General features: G+C 66.6%; 21 protein-coding genes. 10 read left to right on the top strand and 11 right to left on the bottom strand.

Annotated features, from left to right (window positions below; genetic code table 11):
- Positions 1-4: 4 nt before the first annotated feature.
- The 8 genes from urtC to IP89_RS08080 all read left to right on the top strand — a co-directional run bounded on the left by urtC (position 5) and on the right by IP89_RS08080 (position 8,149).
- Positions 5-1,177 (top strand): urea ABC transporter permease subunit UrtC, encoded by a 1,173-nt coding sequence (gene urtC, locus IP89_RS08115; RefSeq protein WP_043308872.1) that lies wholly within the window; start codon positions 5-7, stop codon positions 1,175-1,177.
- Positions 1,174-1,938 (top strand): urea ABC transporter ATP-binding protein UrtD, encoded by a 765-nt coding sequence (gene urtD / locus IP89_RS08110; protein ID WP_043308871.1) that lies wholly within the window; start codon positions 1,174-1,176, stop codon positions 1,936-1,938. Before urtC ends, urtD begins: the two co-directional genes overlap by 4 nt.
- 22 nt (positions 1,939-1,960) lie before the next feature.
- Complete coding sequence (urtE, locus tag IP89_RS08105; RefSeq protein WP_043308870.1) at positions 1,961-2,650, top strand: urea ABC transporter ATP-binding subunit UrtE; 690 nt, start codon at positions 1,961-1,963, stop codon at positions 2,648-2,650.
- 239 nt (positions 2,651-2,889) lie between these two features.
- Complete coding sequence (gene fmdA, locus IP89_RS08100) at positions 2,890-4,119, top strand: formamidase (protein WP_043308869.1); 1,230 nt, start codon at positions 2,890-2,892, stop codon at positions 4,117-4,119.
- 55 nt (positions 4,120-4,174) lie between these two features.
- Positions 4,175-4,522: a zinc ribbon domain-containing protein gene (locus IP89_RS08095; protein WP_043308868.1), complete on the top strand. Its 348-nt coding sequence runs from the start codon at positions 4,175-4,177 to the stop codon at positions 4,520-4,522.
- A gap of 28 nt (positions 4,523-4,550) precedes the next feature.
- Complete coding sequence (locus IP89_RS08090; RefSeq protein ID WP_043308867.1) at positions 4,551-5,594, top strand: aliphatic amidase; 1,044 nt, start codon at positions 4,551-4,553, stop codon at positions 5,592-5,594.
- 3 nt (positions 5,595-5,597) lie between these two features.
- A complete protein-coding gene (locus IP89_RS08085; RefSeq protein ID WP_043308866.1) occupies positions 5,598-6,629 on the top strand; it encodes an AAA family ATPase in 1,032 nt (343 codons plus the stop codon).
- A 188-nt stretch (positions 6,630-6,817) separates the two neighbouring features.
- Positions 6,818-8,149: a DEAD/DEAH box helicase gene (locus IP89_RS08080; RefSeq protein WP_043308865.1), complete on the top strand. Its 1,332-nt coding sequence runs from the start codon at positions 6,818-6,820 to the stop codon at positions 8,147-8,149.
- Positions 8,150-8,185: 36 nt separating this feature from the next.
- On the opposite strand, the gene IP89_RS08075 is transcribed toward IP89_RS08080, so the two are convergent.
- The 4 genes from IP89_RS08075 to IP89_RS08060 form a co-directional block, all read right to left on the bottom strand.
- Positions 8,186-8,638, bottom strand: coding sequence for a PAS domain-containing protein (locus IP89_RS08075; RefSeq protein WP_043308864.1), 453 nt, complete (start codon positions 8,636-8,638; stop codon positions 8,186-8,188).
- Between the two features lie 3 nt (positions 8,639-8,641).
- Positions 8,642-9,661, bottom strand: a complete 1,020-nt coding sequence (locus tag IP89_RS08070) for a response regulator (protein ID WP_043308863.1) — start codon at positions 9,659-9,661, stop codon at positions 8,642-8,644.
- An 80-nt stretch (positions 9,662-9,741) separates the two neighbouring features.
- Positions 9,742-11,460 carry a diguanylate cyclase domain-containing protein gene (locus tag IP89_RS08065; RefSeq protein WP_043308862.1) on the bottom strand — a complete coding sequence of 573 codons (1,719 nt, stop codon included), beginning with the start codon at positions 11,458-11,460 and terminating at the stop codon, positions 9,742-9,744.
- The gene (locus IP89_RS08060; RefSeq protein ID WP_043308861.1) at positions 11,457-12,491 is read right to left on the bottom strand and encodes a PotD/PotF family extracellular solute-binding protein; all 1,035 of its coding nucleotides are present in this window, start codon (positions 12,489-12,491) and stop codon (positions 11,457-11,459) included. The genes IP89_RS08065 and IP89_RS08060 overlap by 4 nt, the downstream gene beginning before the upstream one ends.
- A 133-nt stretch (positions 12,492-12,624) precedes the next feature.
- Between IP89_RS08060 and IP89_RS08055 the strand changes: the two genes are divergently transcribed.
- Positions 12,625-13,476, top strand: a complete 852-nt coding sequence (locus IP89_RS08055; RefSeq protein WP_043308860.1) for a mechanosensitive ion channel family protein — start codon at positions 12,625-12,627, stop codon at positions 13,474-13,476.
- Positions 13,477-13,485: 9 nt separating this feature from the next.
- Here IP89_RS08055 and IP89_RS08050 read toward each other — a convergent pair whose 3' ends face one another.
- The 7 genes from IP89_RS08050 to fabR form a co-directional block, all read right to left on the bottom strand.
- Positions 13,486-14,073: a TIGR00730 family Rossman fold protein gene (locus tag IP89_RS08050; RefSeq protein WP_043308859.1), complete on the bottom strand. Its 588-nt coding sequence runs from the start codon at positions 14,071-14,073 to the stop codon at positions 13,486-13,488.
- A gap of 234 nt (positions 14,074-14,307) precedes the next feature.
- Positions 14,308-15,204 (bottom strand): hypothetical protein, encoded by an 897-nt coding sequence (locus IP89_RS08045; protein WP_043308858.1) that lies wholly within the window; start codon positions 15,202-15,204, stop codon positions 14,308-14,310.
- Positions 15,205-15,273: 69 nt separating this feature from the next.
- The gene (locus tag IP89_RS08040) at positions 15,274-15,846 is read right to left on the bottom strand and encodes a HupE/UreJ family protein (protein WP_043308857.1); all 573 of its coding nucleotides are present in this window, start codon (positions 15,844-15,846) and stop codon (positions 15,274-15,276) included.
- Positions 15,847-15,856: 10 nt separating this feature from the next.
- A complete protein-coding gene (ureG, locus tag IP89_RS08035) occupies positions 15,857-16,471 on the bottom strand; it encodes an urease accessory protein UreG (RefSeq protein ID WP_043308856.1) in 615 nt (204 codons plus the stop codon).
- 16 nt (positions 16,472-16,487) lie between these two features.
- Complete coding sequence (locus IP89_RS08030) at positions 16,488-17,162, bottom strand: urease accessory protein UreF (protein WP_043308855.1); 675 nt, start codon at positions 17,160-17,162, stop codon at positions 16,488-16,490.
- Positions 17,159-17,659, bottom strand: coding sequence for an urease accessory protein UreE (gene ureE, locus IP89_RS08025; RefSeq protein ID WP_043308854.1), 501 nt, complete (start codon positions 17,657-17,659; stop codon positions 17,159-17,161). The genes IP89_RS08030 and ureE overlap by 4 nt, the downstream gene beginning before the upstream one ends.
- Positions 17,660-17,811: 152 nt before the next feature.
- Entirely contained in the window at positions 17,812-18,447 is a 636-nt protein-coding gene (fabR, locus tag IP89_RS08020) for an HTH-type transcriptional repressor FabR (protein ID WP_043308853.1), read from the bottom strand.
- A 138-nt stretch (positions 18,448-18,585) separates the two neighbouring features.
- On the opposite strand from fabR, the gene IP89_RS08015 reads away from it, so the two are divergent.
- Positions 18,586-19,674 (top strand): flavin reductase family protein, encoded by a 1,089-nt coding sequence (locus IP89_RS08015; protein ID WP_043308852.1) that lies wholly within the window; start codon positions 18,586-18,588, stop codon positions 19,672-19,674.
- Positions 19,675-19,680 lie beyond the last annotated feature (6 nt).

Here is a 19,680-nt window from a genome sequence, read left to right as displayed (position 1 = left end):
GCCCATGAACCCGACTCTCGACAAACTCCTGGGCGGCAAGCAGGGCGCCATTGGCCTGGCGGTGCTCGCCGTGCTGATCCTGGTGGTGTTCCCGCTAGCGCTCGACGCCTTCCGCCTGAACATGGTCGGCAAGTACCTGACCTACGCCTTCGTCGCCGTCGGCCTGGTGCTGTGCTGGGGCTACGGCGGCATCCTCAGCCTCGGCCAGGGCATCTTCTTCGGCCTCGGCGGCTACTGCATGGCGATGTTCCTCAAGCTCGAGGCATCCGATCCGGAAAGCACCAAGATCCAATCCACCCCCGGCATCCCGGACTTCATGGACTGGAACCAGATCACCGAGCTGCCGATGCTCTGGCAGCCGTTCCACAGCTTCGGTTTCACCATGCTGGCGGTGATCGCGGTGCCGGTGCTGCTGGCCCTGGTGATCGGCCTGACCATGTTCAAGCGCCGCGTCGGTGACGTGTACTTCTCCATCGTCACCCAGGCCATCGCGCTGATCCTCACCGTGCTGATCATCGGCCAGCAGGGCTACACCGGCGGGGTCAACGGCATCACCGACCTGAAGACCCTGATGGGCTGGGACATCCGTACCGACGAGGCCAAGCTGATCCTGTACTTCGTCAGTGCCTTCCTGCTGTTCGGCTGCATCCTGCTGGCGCGTTTCATCATCGCCTCCAAGCTCGGCCGCCTGCTGCTGGCCATGCGCGACAAGGAGGAACGCGTGCGCTTCTCCGGCTACGACGTGGCCAGCTTCAAGATCTTCGTGTTCTGCGTCGGCGCCGCCTTCGCCGCCATCGGCGGGGCGATGTTCACCCTGCAGGTCGGCTTCATGTCGCCGAGCTTCGTCGGCATCGTGCCGTCGATCGAGATGGTCATCTTCGCCGCCGTCGGCGGGCGCCTGTCGCTGCTCGGCGCGGTGTACGGCGCGTTGCTGGTCAACTTCGGCAAGACCTACTTCTCCGAGAGCTTCCCCGAGCTGTGGCTGTACCTGATGGGCGGCCTGTTCATCGCCGTGGTCATGTACTTCCCCAACGGCCTCGCCGGCCTGTGGGACAGCCACGGCAAGCGCTGGCTGGCGCGCATCAAGCCGCAGGCCAAGGCGCCGGTGAAGACTGAGCCGGTGGCCAAGCCGGTCGCCAAGGCCGCACCCACTCCCGAACTGGAGACCACCCCATGAGCGCCAATCCTGCTGGCTTCCAGATGCCCAAACCGGTGCTGGCCATCGAGGGTCTGACCGTGTCGTTCGACGGCTTCAAGGCGGTCGATGACCTCAACCTGTACATCGACCGCAACGAGGTGCGCGTGGTCATCGGCCCCAACGGCGCCGGCAAGACCACGGTGCTCGACCTGATCTGCGGCAAGACCAAGGCCACCGCCGGCAGCATCCAGTTCGAGAACCGCGAGCTGACCAAGATGCGCGAGTTCGACATCGTCCGCGCCGGTGTCGGGCGCAAGTTCCAGAACCCGTCGATCTACGAGAACCTGACGGTGTTCGAGAACCTGGAGATGTCCTACCCGGCCGGGCGCAAGGTGTTCGGCGCGCTGTTCTTCAAACGCTCGCAGGCGGTGATCGAGCGGGTCGAGCAGGTGGCCACCGAGATCATGCTCGGCGAGCACCTGCACATGCAGGCCGATCTGCTCTCGCACGGCCAGAAGCAGTGGCTGGAGATCGGCATGCTGCTGATGCAGGACCCGCAGCTGCTGATGCTCGACGAGCCGGTGGCCGGCATGAGCGTCAGCGAGCGCGTGGCCACCGCCGAACTGCTCAAGCGCATCAGCCAGGGGCGCTCGGTGCTGGTCATCGAGCACGACATGGAGTTCGTCAAGAGCATCGCGCACAAGGTCACCGTGCTGCACCAGGGCAAAGTGCTGGCCGAGGGCAGCATGGACGCGGTGCAGAGTAATCCCAAGGTCATCGAGGTGTACCTGGGGCACTGAGCCCCGGGTCAAGGAGTCCAGCATGTTCCAGATCAATAACCTCGTCTCCGGCTACGGCCAGAGCCAGATCCTCCACGAACTCAACCTCGACGTGGCGAAGAAGGAAATCGTCGCCGTGATGGGCCGCAACGGCATGGGCAAGACCACCCTGTTCAAGAGCCTGATGGGCGTGCTGCCACAGTGGGGCGGGCAGATCAGCGTCGACGGCCAGGACATCTCCAAGCTGGAGACCCACCAGCGCGTCGAGGCCGGCATCGCCTACGTGCCGCAGGGGCGGATGATCTTCCCCAGCATGACCGTGCTGGAGAACATCCAGACTGGCCTGCCGGCGTCGGCCAAGGGCCAGGTGCCGGACGACCTTTACGCGCTGTTCCCGGTGCTGCAGGAGATGCGTCACCGCAAGGGCGGCAACCTCTCCGGCGGCCAGCAGCAACAGCTGGCCATCGCCCGTGCGCTGGCCACCAACCCCAAGGTGCTGCTGCTCGACGAGCCGACCGAGGGCATCCAGCCGTCGATCATCAAGGACATCGCCCGCACCCTGAAGGAGATCCGCAACCTGCGTGACCTGACCATCATCGTCTCCGAGCAGGTGCTGTCCTTCACCATGGAAATCGCCGACCGCTTCCTGGTCATCGAGAAGGGCAAGTTCGTCATCGAGGAGGCGCGCGACAAGGTCGATGAGGCGACCATCAGCCGCTACTTGTCGGTGTGATTTCAACCCATCTCCCGCTCGGGGGAGGGCAACGTTTCACCTGTTTACGGCCGGCGTGTTCTCCATGCGCCGGCCGCTTTTTCGTGTCTGCGTAAAGGCCGCTGCAAGCCGCGTCATTGCTGGCGCCACGCATACGTCATCCAACGTATTTTCGCCCTCGCTGCGCTCCCCGAGACTGGCCACCGTACCCCGGCGCATCAATGCGCCAGGCACCCACCACAGGTCCCAGGAGCACTGCCATGACCGACACCCTGATCAAGGTCGACCTCAACCAGGCCGCCACCGAGAACGAACAAGTCCACAACCGCTGGCACCCGGACATCCCGATGGCCTGCTGGGTCAAGCCGGGCGACGACTTCATCCTGGAAACCTATGACTGGACCGGCGGTGCGATCAAGAATGACGACGACGCCAGCGACGTGCGCGATGTCGACCTGTCCACCGTGCACTACCTGTCCGGCCCGGTCGGCGTGCATGGCGCACAACCGGGTGACCTACTGGTGGTCGAGCTGCTCGATATCGGCGCCAAGGCCGAGTCGCAGTGGGGCTTCAACGGCTTCTTCTCGAAGAACAACGGCGGCGGCTTCCTGACCGACTACTTCCCGTCCGCGCAGAAGTCGATTTGGGACTTCGAGGGCATGTTCACCAAGAGCCGGCACATTCCCGGTGTGCGCTTCGCCGGCCTGATCCACCCCGGCCTGATAGGCTGCCTGCCGGACCATAAGATGCTCGCCGACTGGAACAAGCGCGAGCAGGAACTGATCGACACCAACCCGACCCGCGTGCCGCCGCTGGCCAACCCGCCGTTCGCCAGCACCGCGCACATGGGCAAGATGAAAGGCTCCGAGCGCGACATGGCCGCCGCCACCGGCGCGCGCACCGTGCCGCCGCGTGAACACGGCGGCAACTGCGACATCAAGGATCTGTCGCGCGGCTCGAAGATCTTCTTCCCGGTCTACGTAGACGGCGCCGGCCTGTCGGTGGGCGACCTGCACTTCAGCCAGGGTGACGGTGAAATCACCTTCTGCGGCGCCATCGAGATGGCCGGCTGGGTGCACATGAAGGTCGAACTGATCAAGGGCGGCATGGCCAAGTACGGCATCAAGAACCCGATCTTCAAGCCCAGCCCGATCGTGCCGAACTACAACAACTTCCTGATCTTCGAAGGCATCTCGGTCGACGACGCCGGCAAGCAGCACTACCTGGACGTCAACCTGGCCTACCAGCAGGCCTGCCTCAATGCCATCAACTACCTGACCAAGTTCGGCTACTCGCCGGCCCAGGGTTACTCGCTGCTCGGCTCGGCGCCGGTGCAGGGGCATATCAGCGGCGTGGTCGACATCCCCAACGCCTGCGCCACCCTGTGGCTGCCGACTGACATCTTCGAGTTCGACATCAACCCCAGCGCGAGCGGCCCGACCAAGTACCTGGACGGCAGCATCGACATGCCCATCGCCTACGACAAGTGATGCCCCCGCGCACGGCGCCGCGTGCGCCGTGCGCTCCGCTTCCCAGGAGGTCGATATGCCGATCTACGAATACGACTGCCCGCAGTGCGGCGACTTCACCGTGCTACGGCCGATGGCCGAGCGCGACACGCCCTGCGCCTGCCCCTACTGCGAGACCACCAGCGAGCGGGTGATTCTCAGCGCCCCCGGCCTGGCCACCATGCCCGGCAGCCAGCGCCGCGTGCACGAGACCAACGAGCGCTCGCGCCACGCGCCGCAGACCCTCGAAGAGTACAAGGCCAACCGCAAGCACCCGGCCGGCTGCAGCTGCTGCGGTCCGAGCAAGCCGGTCGAGCGGACCAAGGCCAACCCCCACGGCCTCAAGGCCAGCCCCTCGGCGCGGCCGTGGATGATCAGCCACTAGTTTCCAGCCTCAACACAGGAGTTCCGTCATGCGTCACGGCGATATTTCCAGCAGCCCCGATACCGTCGGCGTCGCCGTCGTCAACTACAAGATGCCGCGCCTGCACAGCAAGGCTGAAGTGCTCGACAACGCGCGCAAGATCGCCGAGATGATCAAGGGCATGAAGCTTGGCCTGCCGGGCATGGACCTGGTGGTGTTCCCCGAGTACAGCACCATGGGCATCATGTACGACAAGGACGAGATGATGGCCACCGCCGCCACGGTCCCGGGCGAGGAGACGGCGATCTTCTCCGCCGCCTGCCGCGAGGCGAAGACCTGGGGCATCTTCTCGCTCACCGGCGAGCGCCACGAGGAGCACCCGCACAAGGCGCCGTACAACACCCTCATCCTGGTCAACGATGCGGGCGAGATCGTGCAGAAGTACCGCAAGTGCATCCCCTGGTGCCCCATCGAGGGCTGGTATCCGGGCGACCGCACCTACGTGTCCGAAGGCCCCAAGGGCATGCAGATCAGCCTGATCATCTGCGATGACGGCAACTACCCGGAAATCTGGCGCGACTGCGCGATGAAGGGCGCCGAGCTGATCGTGCGCTGCCAGGGCTACATGTACCCGGCGAAGGAGCAGCAGGTGCTGATGGCCAAGACCATGGCCTGGGCCAACAACTGCTACGTGGCGGTGGCCAACGCCACCGGCTTCGACGGCGTGTACAGCTACTTCGGCCACTCCGCGCTGATCGGTTTCGACGGCCGCACTCTTGGCGAATGTGGCGAGGAGGAGATGGGCATCCAGTACGCCCAGCTGTCGGTGTCGCAGATCCGTGATGCACGGGCCAACGACCAGTCGCAGAACCACCTGTTCAAGCTGCTGCATCGTGGCTACACCGGCGTGTACAACTCCGGCGACGGCGACAAGGGCGTGGCCGACTGCCCGTTCGAGTTCTACCGCACCTGGGTGCTGGACGCGCAGAAGGCCCAGGAGGACGTTGAGAAGCTGACCCGCTCGACCATCGGCGTGGCCGATTGCCCGGTGGGCGAACTGCCGCACCCCGGCAAGGAAAAGGTCGCAGGCTGAACCATGCCCTTCGCCAACGACCTGCTCGAACACAACCGCCAGCGCCTGACCGAGGCGGCGCCAGCCACCCTGCAATCGCGCTTCCTGTTCGAGCCGGGCAAGGTCATGGCCCTGCTGCGCGAGCGCATCGTCGGCCAGGACGCGGTGCTGGAGCAGGTCGAGGCACTGCTCAAGGTGGTCAAGGCCGACATCGGCGAGCGCGAGCGGCCGCTGTCGGTCAACCTGTTCATGGGCCCCACCGGCGTCGGCAAGACCGAGGTGGTGCGCCTGCTGGCCCAGGCCATTCATGGTCGCGCCGACGCCTTCTGCCGTATCGACATGCACACCCTGGCCCAGGAGCACTACGCTGCCGCCTTGACCGGCGCGCCGCCGGGCTATGTCGGTAGCAAGGAGGGCACCACCCTGTTCGACGCCGAGGCCATCGCCGGCACATTCGGGCGCCCCGGCATCGTGCTGTTCGACGAGCTGGAGAAGGCCAGCCCCGAGGTGCTGCGCAGCCTGCTCGGCGTGCTGGAGAACGGCCGCCTGACCCTCACCGCCGGCAGCCGCACCCTGGATTTCCGCAACAGCCTGATCTTCATGACCAGCAACGTCGGCGCCCAGCCGGTGCAGCGTCTGCGTGAGCGTTTCGCCCGTGGCTGGCGCAGCTGGCTGGGCCTGCGCGCCGACGAGGCCGGTGAGCGCGAGCGGGCGCTTACGCGCAGCTTCGACCCGGAGTTCCTCAATCGCATCGACCGCATCCTCGACTTCCAGAGCCTCGACGACGACTGGCTGGAGGCGCTGCTGGAGATCGAGCTGACCAAGCTCAACCAGCGCCTGGGCCGCCAGGGTCGCTCGCTGTGGCTGGAGGAGGGCGCGGTCGAGTGGCTGTGCCGCGCCCACGACGCGCGCTATGGCGCCCGTGCCCTGGCGCGGCGGGTGCGTACCGAACTGGAGCCGGCCATCGCCGACTGCGTACTGCAGGACCCGGCGGCGATTCGTCTGCGCGCACAAGCCGATGACGACGGATTGCGCGTGGTAGTCGAGCACGACTGAGAACCTGCCCAAAGCCTGCTGCGCGTCGGCCATGCGTTGTTAAAAACAAGCTCAGAATGCTCATTTACCACTCGTAAACTGCGCTTCTTCGCTTGTTTTTGCCTAGCCTGACTCTAGCTAGCGAGACTTTGAACAGGTTCTGAAGCGAACGGTTAAACTTGCGTCTTTCCGTTTCTGGTTGCTCCGCCATGTCCTTCGAACCCCTCGGCCTGATCGAACCCCTGCTGCGTACCCTGGAGGCGCTCGACTACCGCGAGCCCACGCCGGTGCAGAAGCAGGCCATTCCCGCCGTGCTCAAGGGGCGCGACGTGCTCGCCGCGGCGCAGACCGGCACCGGCAAGACCGCCGGCTTCGCCCTGCCGCTGCTGCAGAAGCTGACCATGGAAGGCAGCCAGGTAGCGGCCAACTCGGTGCGCGCGCTGGTGCTGGTGCCGACCCGCGAACTGGCCGAGCAGGTGGCGCAGGCGGTGCAGCAGTACGCGCAAAACCTGCCGCTGCGTACCTACTCGGTGTACGGCGGGGTCAGCATCAACCCGCAGATGATGAAGCTGCGCAAGGGCATCGACCTGCTGGTGGCCACCCCCGGCCGCCTGCTCGACCTGTACCGGCAGAACGCGGTGCGCTTCGACCAGCTGCAGGCGCTGGTGCTGGACGAGGCCGACCGCATGCTCGACCTGGGCTTCGCCAAGGAGCTGGACGAGCTGTTCAGCGCACTGCCGCGCAAGCGCCAGACTCTGCTGTTCTCCGCCACCTTCTCTGACGCCATCCGCCTGATGGCCAAGGAGCTGCTGCGCGACCCGCTGTCCATCGAGGTCAGCCCGCGCAACGCGGCGGCCAAGAGCGTCAAACAGTGGCTGGTGACGGTGGACAAGAAGCGCAAGAGCGAGCTATTGCTGCACCTGTACCGCGAGCGTGGCTGGGACCAGCTGCTGGTATTCGCCAAGACCCGCAAGGGTGTCGACGAGCTGGAGCAGTTGCTGCTGTCTGAAGGCATCGCCGCCGACTCGATCCACGGCGACAAGCCGCAACCGTCGCGCCTGCGTGCCCTGCAGCGCTTCAAGGCCGGCGAAGTGCGGGTGCTGGCTGCCACCGACGTGGCTGCGCGCGGCCTGGACATCAGCGAGCTGCCACGGGTGGTCAACCTCGACCTGCCGATCGTCGCCGAGGACTACGTGCACCGCATCGGCCGTACCGGCCGTGCTGGCGCCACCGGTGAGGCGGTGTCGCTGGTCTGCGCCGACGAAGTCGAGCTGCTGGCGGCCATCGAGACGCTGATCGGCCAGATCATCCGCCGCGAGGACGAACCGGGCTTTGTGCCGGATCACCGGGTGCCGCAGACCGCCCCCGGCGGCGCGGTACTGAAGAAACCGAAGAAACCCAAGGTCAAGGTGATCCCTGGTGCCGGCAAGGGCAAGATTCACATGGGCAACTGGTTCGAGGCCGACGACGACAAGCCCAAGGCCAAGGCCGTGCGCGCGGTGCCCAAGTTCGGCGAGAAGCCTCGCCCTAAGAAGAAGTAACGCCGCGCCGACCGCTCAGGGTCGGCGCGCGCGTTGTTACGGCTCGCTGGTCTGGCGCAGTTGCGCCTCGGCGGCTTCGGTCATGTCGTAGATCACCATGCACACGTGCTGCACCTCGCCGCCGGTGGCGGCCAGCGGCAGGATGGTCAGGTTCTGGTACATGAAGTCGGCCTGGCCGGTGATCGGTCGGTAGGTCTCGAAGCGCAGCAGATACGGGCGCTGCTGCCACAGGCTGAAGGCACGGGTGCCCAGGCGCAGTACGGTGCCGACCTTGCGCTCCAGCCAGGGGCGGTCGATCTCGGGAAACAGCTGGAACAGGCTGCGGCCCTGCACCTGGTCGGCGCCAAGCCCCGAGTGGTTCTCCATGAAACTGTTCCACACCTCGACGCGGAAGTTGCGGTCCATCACCAGCACGCCGACGTCCAGGCACTGGACGATGTCGAGCAGCCAGTGCAGTTCGCGCAGGTCGATCTGGGCTTCGCTGGGCATGGCTTACTCCATCAGGTACTGAATTTTGGCGGTCAGCCGGGGCACCGAGTTCTCGGTGAACAGGATCAGCAGGTCGAAGTTCACCGCGTGATCCTCCAGGCCGTAGCTGATCTCCACCGCCAGGGTCTTGCGCCAGCGCGCGCCGTTGAACTGGATCAGCTCGTCGATGCTGCGCGCATGCTGGCCCAGCAGTTGCGGGTGGCCCTGGGAGAAGCGGATGTCGAGCTGCTCGGCGATGCCCGACAGGCAGGCGCCGATCAGCACGCTGGCCAGATCCAGCAGCATCTCCGAGGTGGCGACATCGCCGCCCGGGCGCAGGCCGAGCAGGTGGGCGATGTCGGCGACCTGTGAGTCGTGGAACAGCAGCAGCGCCTCGCCGGCGATGGCCTCGCCGACGAAGCCCTGGCACACCGCGCTGAGCTGCTCGCCACGGTTGGCGTCGGCCAGGGCCATGTGCAGCTCGCTGGCCTCGAACAGGTTCACCGCCGGGATCGGCAGCTGCACGAATACGCCCAGCTCCTCCGCCAATAGTGCGGCGGCGCGGCCCATGGCGACGTTGCTGACCTCGCGCAGGGCATCGCGGAAACCGACCTTGGTATCTACTGGGGCAGCTGGGGCGGGTACGGCAGCAGGAGCCGCGACATCCGCATCAGCGCTGAGCTGTAGCAGGCCGAGCTCGTCGAGGATCGCGCGCAGTTCTTCGGCCGGCGCCGGTTTGCGGATGAAGGCCAGGGCGCCCAGCTCGGTGACACGGCGGCGCGCCTCGTCCTGCACGTCGCCGGAGACCACCAGAATGCGGCAGCTGTGGCCTTCCTCCTGGACCTTGGCCAGCACCTGATAGCCGTCCATCACCGGCATGGTCAGGTCCAGCAGCACCACCTGGCCCAGGCCCTGGCGGATTGCGGCCATGGCCTCTTCGCCGTGGGCGGCCTGGGTGATGGAAACAGGCCAGTCGGGGGGCAGGGCGCGGATCAGCTGCTTGCGCGCCATGGTCGAGTCGTCACAGACCAGCAATGGAAGCACCGGATTCTCCAGATCGAGAGGGATTGCGATAGCGAAAGCATAGACGCCGCGAAAACGCCGGAGGTTTCACCCTGGCTAACTCAGTACGGGTTCTTGGCCTCGTAGCTGTAGGTGTTGCGCCCCGAATTCTTGGCCGCGTACATGGCGCGGTCGGCTTGTTGCAGCAGCGATTCGACGTCGTCGCCGTCGCGCGGGAACAGGCTGACGCCCATGCTGGCCTGTACCTGAATATCGCGCCCTTCCAGGCGCATGGGCAACTGGAAGCGTTCGTGCAGCTTCTGCAGTACGGCGATGACCTGTTGTGGGTCGTCCAGCTGCTCGATGAGGATGACGAACTCGTCGCCGCCCAGGCGCGCCACCGTGTCGCTCTCGCGGGTGGCCGAACGCAGCAGGTTGGCCACTGCCTGCAACACGCGGTCGCCGACACCGTGGCCGAGGCTGTCGTTGAGTTCCTTGAAGTGGTCGAGGTCGACGAACAGCACCGCCAGCGGCCTGGTGCTGCGCCGCGCGCTGGCCAGGGCATGTTCCAGGCGCTCGAAGAACACTCGGCGGTTGGGCAGGCCGGTCAGCGGGTCGTGGCGGGCCAGGTGCTCCAGGGCATCGCGGCGCTGGTTGAGCTCGTCCAGCTGGTCGACGATCTCCTCCTGCATGCGCGCGAAGCTGCGCGCCAGCTGGCCGAGCTCGTCCTTGCGCTGGGTCGGCAGCGGGCTGATGCGGCGCTCCTGGGCGAACTGCTGCACGGCCAGGGTGATGCTCTTCAGCGAGCGGGTCATGGCCCGTGAGCCGAACACGGCGATGGCCAGGGCCAGCAGGCTCGACAGCAGCACGACCTGGATGATGCGCTGGCCCAGCCGTGAGGTCTCGGCCAGCACCTGGCTCTCCGGCACGGCCAGGCCGAGGACGATGAAGCGCTCCGGCGTGCTGGCGTTGACGTCGAGGCGGACGAAGGCGGCGACCAGGGCGTTCTGCCGCTGTTCGGCATGGCTGACCAGGCTGTCCAGCTTGCCGCCCTCCAGCAACTGGGTGACGTCGGGGAACTCCTCCTGCAGGAAGATGCGTCGGCCCAGGTCGAAGCCGAAGGTGCGGCGCTGGTCGGGGTGGATCAGCAGGTCGCCCCAGCGGTTGCTCAGGTAGATCTGGTAGTAGCTGGGCAGGTCGCTCTTGAGCTGGTCGAACAGCTGGTCGAGGTCGATGTTGATCACCATCACCCCGTACAGCTTGCCGTCCAGGCCGGCCACCGGGGTGGAGACGTGCAGGGTCGGCTTGCCCAGCCCGGAGTGGGCGCCCAGCTCGTGGTTGATGACGATGGGCGACAGACGTACTTCTCCCGGCGGCAGGCGCAGGGTCTCGAACACGTAGGCGTAGTGGCCCTTCTCCTGCAGCTTGAGGCCGCCGATGTTGAGCAGGCGCTGGCCGTCGCGGTCGACCCGCACCTGTTCCAGGCCGTGGCCGGCGGCGCTGATCAGGCGGATCTGCATGTATTCCGGGTGCACCTGCATCTGCGCACGGAACAGCTCGACCAGGTCGCGCTCGCTGTGCCGGCGTGCATCGTCGTTGAGGGTGGGCAGTTGCCGCGACTGGGCGACCTTGGCCATGAGCAGGGCGTCGCGCGCCACGCCGTCGATGGTGCCGCGCAGGTTGCGGCCGAGCACCTGGGTGGCGGTGAGCAGGTCGCGTTCGGCGGACTTCAGCAGCATGGCGCGGCTGCTGCTGTAGGAGTAGTAACCGGTCAGGCCGCAGACCAGCACGCCGAACAGGGTCAGCAGGCAGCCGAGCTTGAAGGCGATGCCGATCTTCATGGCGTCTCCACCAGCGGCGGTCGCTCGCCGGACAGCACGCGTTCCCACAGGCGCGTGCGGCGCTCGGCGTCCTCGACCGGGCGCAGCCAGATCAGGCGGCCGGGCACGTCCAGGCTCTCCGGCTCCTCCACGGTGTTGGACAGGCCCTGGCGCTCGACCAGGGCGCGGCTCATCGGCGCCTCCAGGGTGAAGTCGATCCACGCCTCGGCCAGCGCCACATCACGCGCCCCACGGCTGATCGCCCAGCAGTCCAGCCAGGCCAGTGCACCTTCGCGGGGAATCACGTAGCCGACATCGGCGCCGGCATCGCGCAACTGCTTGAGCTGCTGGCGCCCGTAGTTGGCCAGCAGCAGGGCGATATGGTGTTCCTTGAACAGGCTGGCGGCCTCTTCGGGCTGCGAATAGAAGGTCAGCACGTTGCGGCGCAGGGCGATCAGCTGTTCGGTGAGTTGCGGGAAGTCGTCGTCGCTGATCCTGAATGGGTCGCGGCCCCGGGACTGGCTGGCCAGGGAGAAGTTGTGGCTGCTGCCGTTGAAGGCCAGCACCCGGCCTTGCAGCTGCGGGTCCCACAGGCTGGTGATGGACTGCGGCGGGCTGCTCAGCTGAGTGCGGTCATAGATCAGACCGATTTCCGAGTAGGTGTAGGGAATCGCGTAGACCTTGCCGGCGACGCTGATGCCGGGAATCTTCGGGTAGTCGCGGAAGCGCCACAGCTGGCGCGCGGTGTTGGGGATGCGTGGCGGTTGCAGCGGCTGCAGCAGGTTCTGCTGGATATAGTGCTCGATCTCCGCAGTATTGGCGGTGATCAGGTCGTAATCGGCGCCGTTGTTGGCGCTGAGCTTGTCGCGCATCAGGTCGTCGCTACCGACCAGGGTGACTTCCACTTTCACGTTGTGGCGCTGTTCGAACTCGGCCACCAGGTCGGCATCGGCATAACCGGGCCAGGTGAGCAGGCGCAGCACGTCAGCACCGGCGGCAATGCCCGGAGCCAGGGGAAGCAGAACTGCGAGCAACACCAGGAGCGGGCGCATGGGGCGAAACCGGGAGAGGGGGCGCCTATGCAGTGTAGAAGATGGCCAAGTGCCTTGCCGGCTCGCTGGGCCGGCGTTTCGCTGACGGCGTGCTAGCGTTCTTCCAGTCATTCACCGCATATGGGGAAGCGCCATGGAAGAGGGTCAAGAACTGATCACGGTGGGCACCACCAAGGTCAACCAACTGATGGACGTGGTGGCGCAATACGGCGCCGAATTCGCGGTGAAGATATTGGCCGCCATCGCCTTCTGGGTGATTGGCCGCTGGCTGATCGGCTTTGCCGTCAGTCTGTTGCAGAAGGCCCTCGGCAAACAGCGCGTCGACCCGACCGTGCTGCGCTACCTGGGCAACTTCGTCACCGTCACCCTGAACATCCTGCTGGTGATCGGCATCCTCGGCTACTTCGGGGTACAGACCACCACCTTCGCTGCGCTGATCGCCGCAGTCGGCCTGGCCATCGGCATGGCCTGGTCGGGGCTGCTAGCCAACCTTGCGGCGGGCGGTTTCATCATTGTGCTACGGCCGTTCAAGGTCGGCGACTTCGTCACTGCCGGCGGCGTTACCGGCACGGTCACCGAGATCGGCCTGTTCGTCACCGCGATCAATACGCCGGACAACGTGCTGACCCTGGTGGGCAACAACAAGATCTTCAGCGACACCATCCAGAACTACTCGCACAACGCCTTCCGCCGTGTCGATCTGACCGCGCAGCTGTCCGGCGCGGCCGACTGGAAAGGCGCCGCCGCCCTGCTCAAGCAGCGCATCGCGACGCTGGACAACGTGCTGGCCGAGCCGGCGGTGGACGTCGAGATTCTCGAGTTCAACCTGGTCGGCCCGGTGCTGGCGGTGCGCCCCTACTGCCATACCGATCACTACTGGCAGGTCTACTTCGACACCAACAAGGTGATCAAGGACGCCCTCGGCGAGGCCGGTTTCCCGGCGCCGATGCCTACGCAGACGGTGATCGTGCAGCAGTCGGGCTGAGCCTGGCGCTTACTTCGGCTCGCGGTCGACCCACTTGGGCGCGGCCGTGGGCTGCCAGTCGTTCATCAGCTCGAGCAGCGCCGTCGGCGATTCGCTGACCTGCAGAATGCTGCGGTGCTGTTCACGGACGAAGCGCTCGGCCACCAGGTGGTCGAGGAAGTCGGTCAGGCGCGAGTAGAAACCGTCCACTTCGAGCAGGCCCAGCGGTTTGGCGTGGTAGCCGAGCTGGCCCCAGGTCCACACCTCGAACAGTTCTTCCAGGGTGCCCAGACCACCAGGCAGGGCGATGAAAGCGTCGGCCAGTTCGGCCATGCGCGCTTTGCGCGCGTGCATGCCGTCCACTACCTCCAGACGCGTCAGGCCCTTGTGGCCGATCTCGGCGCGCTCCAGGCTCTGCGGGATGATGCCGATCACCTCGCCACCAGCGGCCAGGGCCGCGTCAGCCACCACACCCATCAGGCCCACCGCGCCACCGCCGTAGACCAGGGTCAGGCCGCGTTCGGCCAGGCTGCGGCCGAGGTTGGCGGCTGCTTCATGGTAGATCGGGCGTGCGCCTGGACTGGCGCCACAGAACACGCAGACGGACTTCAGGCTCATGCTGGGGGCTCCCGTTATCGAAAGGGAGCACAGGGTAACCCTGTCCGATCGGTCAGGCGAGTCGCTCAGGGCAATTGCCGCTGGCGCCTGCTGCATAAGCCGCGAGCAGGGCGCGGACGAAGTCGTGAATGGGCATGTTCGGCTCTCCGGGTGATGAGCCGTCAGACTAGGCCGCCGACGCGGGCTTGGCCGGTTGATTGTTTCGATGATGCCGATAGCTGTAGCAGCAAACTCTCAACGCGGCAGCGAGGTCAGGTCCTTGTACGGTCGCTCGGCGAAGAAGCGCTCCAGCCAGGCTTGGTAGTGCTGCAGGGTCGGTGCCGGGATGTAGGCCTTCTGCGCCTCGATGAACAGCGCGATGAAGTCAGGCTGGCGCGCCACCTGGTCGAGGCGGCGGATCAGCTCGGCACCTTCGGCGTTCTTGCTGCAGTAGATGCCACTGAGGTAGGGCGAGCTGGCCTCGGCCAGCGGTAACAGGCTCAGCTCCTGGGCGACACCCTGCTCGCGCTGCACGTACTGCAGCACTTCCGCGTAATCAAGGATGTAGTCGATACGCTGGTGTTCGAGCATGCCGTAGAGGTTGGTGCCGGCGCTGCTGGTCTGGATGCGCTGCAGTTGCGGTAGGGCATCGGGAGCTTGCAGCAGCGGATCGAGCACTGGGCCATAGCTGCGGTCGCGCACCAGGCCGCCACGCAGCTGCTTGTCGCGCAGGATCTCGCGTAGTGATACCTCGCCGCCCTGGGGCGCGAAGCGTGGCACGTCAGCGGTGCGCACTATCAGCTGGTGAGGCGTGGCGACGAACAGGCCGACGTAGTAGCCGTGGCGGTCACGCTCGGGCGTGGGGAAGGTCGGCAGGAAGCAGCTGAGCGGCTCGCGCTTGAGCTGTTCCAGGCCGCGGGTGAGGTTGTTCAGGCGGTAGCTGTGGCGGTATTGCGGCAAGCGCTCGGTCATCTGCCGCAGCAGGTCGACGATGATGCCGTCGTCCGGGTGGCCGTCACGCATGTTGATCAGGCCCGGCCAGGCGCTCATGTTCCAGAACACCTCCGGCTTGTCCGCTTCCTCGGCGCTGGCCAGCGTGGCGCACAGCATCAGCAGGCCGAGCAGGGGACGGAAAAGGCGGCTGGGGAACATGCGGGGAACCGTGGTCGTGGTCCCCGAGAGTCTAGCAAGGGTGTGCCGGGCACGCCCGTGAGCGGGGTCTCAGCTGGCCAGCAGCCAGACGCCGGCACCGGCCCCGGCTGCGCCGGCGATGCGCACCAGCGGCGCGGCAGCGCGCGGCAGGTAGCGCACGACCACATAGCCCAGGCCATGCAGGGCGGCGGTGGCAGCGACGAAGCCGGCGGCGTAGCCCCAGGGGCTGGCCAGGTCCGGCAGTTCCAGGCCGTGGGCCACGCCGTGGGTGAGGGCGAACAGCGCGGTCAGGCCGACCGACAGGGCCATCGGCAGGCGCGCGGCGACTGCCACCAACAGGCCGAAGGCCAGCACCGAGCCGGCGATGCCGGTCTCCATCAGCGGGATTTCCACACCGGCGAAGCCGAGCAGGCCGCCCAGCAGCATGCTGCCGACGAAGGTGAGCGGCAGCGCCCAGCGTGCGGCACCGTTCTGCTGCGCGGCCCACAGGCCGACGGCGAGCATCGCCAGCAGGTGGTCGAGGCCGGTGATGGGGTGGGCGACGCCAGCCATCAGCCCGGAGTGGTCGTGGCCGGTGTGGGCGAAGGCCAGTGCCGGGCTGAGGAACAGGGCGATGGCGAACAGGGTTTTGCGCAGTTGCATGGAATTCTCCTTAGGCGGCGCCGAGCATGCCGTGGCGTTCGATGAAGGCGATGATCTGGTCCAGACCCTGGCCGACTTTCTGGTTGCTGAAGACGAAGGGCTTGTCGCCGCGCATCTTGCGGGCGTCGCGGTCCATCACTTCCAGCGAGGCACCGACCATGGGTGCCAGGTCGACCTTGTTGATCACCAGCAGGTCGGACTTGCAGATGCCGGGGCCGCCCTTGCGCGGCAGCTTGTCGCCGGCGGAGACGTCGATCACATACAGGGTCAGGTCCGACAGCTCCGGGCTGAAGGTGGCGGAGAGGTTATCGCCGCCGGATTCGACGATGATCAGGTCGAGACCGGGGAAACGCCGGTTGAGCTGGTCGACCGCCTCCAGGTTGATCGAGGCGTCCTCGCGGATCGCCGTGTGCGGGCAGCCGCCGGTCTCCACGCCGATGATCCGCTCGGGCGCCAGGGCCTCGTTGCGCACCAGGAACTGGGCGTCTTCCTGGGTGTAGATGTCGTTGGTGACCACGGCGATGTTGTAGCGCTCGCGCAGGGCCTGGCACAGGGCCAGGGTCAGGGCGGTCTTGCCCGATCCGACCGGGCCGCCGATACCGACGCGCAGGGGTTGGCTGTTCATGGCAGGTTTCCTTGTTTCATGAGCGGAATAAACGGCTGTACTGGCGCTCGTGCGCCATGCTCGCCAGGGCCAGGCCGAAGGCGGCACTGCCCCAGTGTTCGGGTGTGGCGATCTGGGCTTCCTGCTGCGCCTGTTCCAGCAGCGGTAGCAGCTCCGAAGTCAGGCGCTGGGCGGCTTGCTGGCCCAGGGGTAGGGTCTTCATCAGCACCGCCAGCTGGTTTTCCAGCCAGCCCCACAGCCAGGCGGCCAGGGCTTCTTCGGCGCTGATCGACCAGGCGCGTGCGGCCAGCGCCCAGGCCGGCGCCAGGCCGACCTCCGACTGGGCGGTGAGGAATTCACGGGCTGGCTCGTCGAGCTCTGGTAGGCCTTCGAGCAGTTGGCGTAGCGAATAGCCCATCTGCCGGCTCTCCAGGGCCAGCTCGCGGGTCTCGCGGCTGGCGCGGTGCTGTTCGGCCAGTTCGGCCAGGGCCGGCCAGTCGCCGTCGATCGCGGCGCGACAGTGGGCGAGCAGCAGCGGCGCCTCGAAGCGAGCCAGGTTGAGCAGCAACTGATCGGCGATCCAGCGCTGGGCGCTCAGTGGGTCGTGCACCAGGCCCTGATCGACGGCCATCTCCAGGCCTTGGGAATAGCTGTAGCCGCCAATGGGCAGCTGCGGGCTGGCCAGCCGGAGGAGGGCCCAGGCCTTGTTCACAGGCGTACGCCGAACTGGTGCAGGCGCGGGCCGTAGTTGAACTCGGCGTCGCCATGGTGGGAATGGTGATGGCCGCCGCCATAGGCGCCGTGTTCGGGCTGGAAGGCGGCTTCTACCGTGCAGGTGTTGGCACCGAGCTGGTCGAGCATGGCGCGCAGCACATGGTCGTCGAGCAGGCGCAGCCAGCCGTCGCCGATCTGCAGGGCGACGTGGCGGTTGCCCAGGTGGTAGGCGGCGCGCATCAGCTCGAAGCTGGATTCGCAGGTGACGTGCAGCAGCGGCTCGCTACGGGCGACCACGCGGACGATGCGCCCGTCCTCGGCGCGCAGGCAGTCGCCGTCGTGCAGCGGCCCCTGGCCGCGTTCGAGGAACAGGCCGACGTCCTCGCCAGCCGCGCTGAAGCAGCGCAGGCGACTCTTGCTGCGGGCGTCGAAGGTCAGGTGCAGTTCTTCGTCCCAGTAGGGCTGGGGTTCTAGGCGGTGATGGATCACCAGCATGTTGGGCTTCCGGCCAGGAATGACCCTGTCGCTAGAGCAAGGCCCTTGCCAAGCCTGCCCGGCCCACGGCTGGCGGCGCTATGCCAGAAATTGGGGCTTGGCGATGCCTTGTTTTGGTGCTTTTGATTGCTAATTGCTGCTTTGTGGTGCGGTCACTCGCGGCCGTGGCCCAGGCCGCGCCAGTGCTTGGCGCCGATGAAGATGAAGCGCAGCTGCTGGGTCATCTTCGCTTCGGGGGTGAGGTGCGCCGGCAGCGCCTCGGCGGGCGCGTCGATCAGCTCGGGCAGGGTGGCGAACACCGTCTTCACCACCAGGTCGGAGACCACGTCCAGCGCGGCATCGTCCAGGTGCGGGGTGCGGCTCATCAGCTTGAGGTCGGCGGCCAGGTCGTCGGTGATCTGCTGGCGCAGGCGGCCGATGGCCTGGCGCACCGGCTGCGAGCCGCCGTACTGCTCGCGGGCGAGGAAGAGGAACTGACTACGGTTGTCGCTCACCGCATCGAGGAAGATGCGCGTGCTGGCTTCGATGATGCTGCCCATCTCGAACTGGCTGCGGCGCACCACGCGCAGGGTGCTGCGGAAGGTCGCGTCGACCTCGGCGACCAGGGCCAGGCCCAGCTCGTCCATGTCCTGAAAGTGGCGGTAGAAGCCGGTGGGCACGATGCCGGCGGTGCGGCTGACTTCGCGCAGGCTCAGGCTGCCGAAGCCGCGTCCGCTATCCATCAGGCTGCGGGCGGCATCCATCAGGGCCTGGCGGGTCTGCTGTTTTTGTTCGGCGCGTGGTGGCATGGGTTCGGACGGCTAAAGGACTGCGGCGCACTCTAACAAAAGCGTTTTACCGGCGTCGAATGACGTTCAGTGAACAAGTGTTGACTGAATTGGCATGCTTCTGGCATTTTGTGAACACTTGTTCACTGGAATTTGCCGATGCCCCTGTTCCCCATGCGTCTCGTGCGCGTCCTGTCGCCGCTGCTGCGCCCTTTACGCGTCCTGGTGGCGCGTGGCTGGCTGCGCGAGGCGGAAGTCGATGTCGTGCTGGCCTGGCTGCATCCGGCCTGGCGCCTGAATCGCGTGTTTGCCCCTGTGGTGGGGCGCGAGTGGGTCAGCGACGATCTGCTCGCCGTGCGTCTGCGCTGCAACGGCAATGCGCGGGGTTGGCGTGCCGGTCAGCACGTGCAGCTGTATCTAGAGATGGATGGCGTGCGCCACGGGCGCAGCTACAGCCTGACCCGGGTGGATGCGGGCGGGCTGATCGAATTGGGCGTGCGGCGCCAGGCGGGCGGACGGATGTCCAATCACATCCTCGATCATTTGCCGGTGGGGGCGCTGCTGGAGTTGGGCCAGGCCGATGGCGAGCTGTATTGGCCAGAGCAGGGCGCCGGCGTCGGCCTGCTGGCCGCCGGCAGTGGCATCACCGCGCTGCTCGGCCTGCTGCGCGCGGCGCTGGTGCAGGGCTATGCGGCGCCGGTAACGCTGCTGCATTACGTGCGCGAGGCGGGCCAGTGCGCCTACCGCGAGGAGCTGCAGCAACTGATGCTACGTCACCCCAACCTGCAGGTGCGCTGGCTACTGACCGGCCAGGAGCCAGAACCCGGTGTGCTCGGTGGGCGCTTCCAGGCGGCGCACCTGCTCGGCATGAGTGGCTTCGAGCTGCTGGCCTGCGGTCCGGCGGGTTTCATTGAGGCGGTGCGGCAGAGCTGGGGCGGCGGCCTGCAGGTCGAGGCCTTCAGTCCGCTGCAGCGGCTGAGCGAGCCGGGCTCGGCGGTGCGCCTGGACTTCGCCCGCAGTCGCCTGCAGGCGGCGGGTGATAGCAGTCGCAGTCTGCTGGAGCAGGCTGAGGCCAGTGGTCTGCGCCCGGCCCATGGCTGCCGCCAGGGCATCTGCGCCAGCTGCACCTGCCTGCTGCTCGGCGGTGCGGTGCGCGACCTGCGCAGCGGCACGACCTTCGCCGAGCCGGGCCAACCGATCCGCCTGTGCGTCAGTGCGCCGCTGGGCGATGTGCAAATCGATCTCTAGGAGAGC

This window comes from Pseudomonas sp. ML96 (genome assembly GCF_000761545.1).
Taxonomy (GTDB): Bacteria; Pseudomonadota; Gammaproteobacteria; order Pseudomonadales; family Pseudomonadaceae; genus Aquipseudomonas.
This window is presented reverse-complemented; position numbering and strand designations above follow the sequence as displayed.

Bases quoted from the DNA above. Each gene is read 5' to 3' on its own strand.
- urtE (WP_043308870.1), top strand. From the start codon at position 1,961: ATGTTCCAGATCAATAACCTCGTCTCCGGCTACGGCCAGAGCCAGATC.
- IP89_RS08080 (WP_043308865.1), top strand. From the start codon at position 6,818: ATGTCCTTCGAACCCCTCGGCCTGATCGAACCCCTGCTGCGTACCCTG.
- ureE (WP_043308854.1), bottom strand. From the start codon at position 17,659: ATGCTGGTGATCCATCACCGCCTAGAACCCCAGCCCTACTGGGACGAA.
- IP89_RS08065 (WP_043308862.1), bottom strand. From the start codon at position 11,460: ATGAAGATCGGCATCGCCTTCAAGCTCGGCTGCCTGCTGACCCTGTTC.
- fmdA (WP_043308869.1), top strand. From the start codon at position 2,890: ATGACCGACACCCTGATCAAGGTCGACCTCAACCAGGCCGCCACCGAG.
- IP89_RS08060 (WP_043308861.1), bottom strand. From the start codon at position 12,491: ATGCGCCCGCTCCTGGTGTTGCTCGCAGTTCTGCTTCCCCTGGCTCCG.
- IP89_RS08045 (WP_043308858.1), bottom strand. From the start codon at position 15,204: ATGTTCCCCAGCCGCCTTTTCCGTCCCCTGCTCGGCCTGCTGATGCTG.
- IP89_RS08075 (WP_043308864.1), bottom strand. From the start codon at position 8,638: ATGCCCAGCGAAGCCCAGATCGACCTGCGCGAACTGCACTGGCTGCTC.
- ureG (WP_043308856.1), bottom strand. From the start codon at position 16,471: ATGAACAGCCAACCCCTGCGCGTCGGTATCGGCGGCCCGGTCGGATCG.
- IP89_RS08095 (WP_043308868.1), top strand. From the start codon at position 4,175: ATGCCGATCTACGAATACGACTGCCCGCAGTGCGGCGACTTCACCGTG.
- fabR (WP_043308853.1), bottom strand. From the start codon at position 18,447: ATGCCACCACGCGCCGAACAAAAACAGCAGACCCGCCAGGCCCTGATG.
- urtD (WP_043308871.1), top strand. From the start codon at position 1,174: ATGAGCGCCAATCCTGCTGGCTTCCAGATGCCCAAACCGGTGCTGGCC.
- IP89_RS08015 (WP_043308852.1), top strand. From the start codon at position 18,586: ATGCCCCTGTTCCCCATGCGTCTCGTGCGCGTCCTGTCGCCGCTGCTG.
- IP89_RS08050 (WP_043308859.1), bottom strand. From the start codon at position 14,073: ATGAGCCTGAAGTCCGTCTGCGTGTTCTGTGGCGCCAGTCCAGGCGCA.
- urtC (WP_043308872.1), top strand. From the start codon at position 5: ATGAACCCGACTCTCGACAAACTCCTGGGCGGCAAGCAGGGCGCCATT.
- IP89_RS08085 (WP_043308866.1), top strand. From the start codon at position 5,598: ATGCCCTTCGCCAACGACCTGCTCGAACACAACCGCCAGCGCCTGACC.
- IP89_RS08055 (WP_043308860.1), top strand. From the start codon at position 12,625: ATGGAAGAGGGTCAAGAACTGATCACGGTGGGCACCACCAAGGTCAAC.
- IP89_RS08090 (WP_043308867.1), top strand. From the start codon at position 4,551: ATGCGTCACGGCGATATTTCCAGCAGCCCCGATACCGTCGGCGTCGCC.
- IP89_RS08040 (WP_043308857.1), bottom strand. From the start codon at position 15,846: ATGCAACTGCGCAAAACCCTGTTCGCCATCGCCCTGTTCCTCAGCCCG.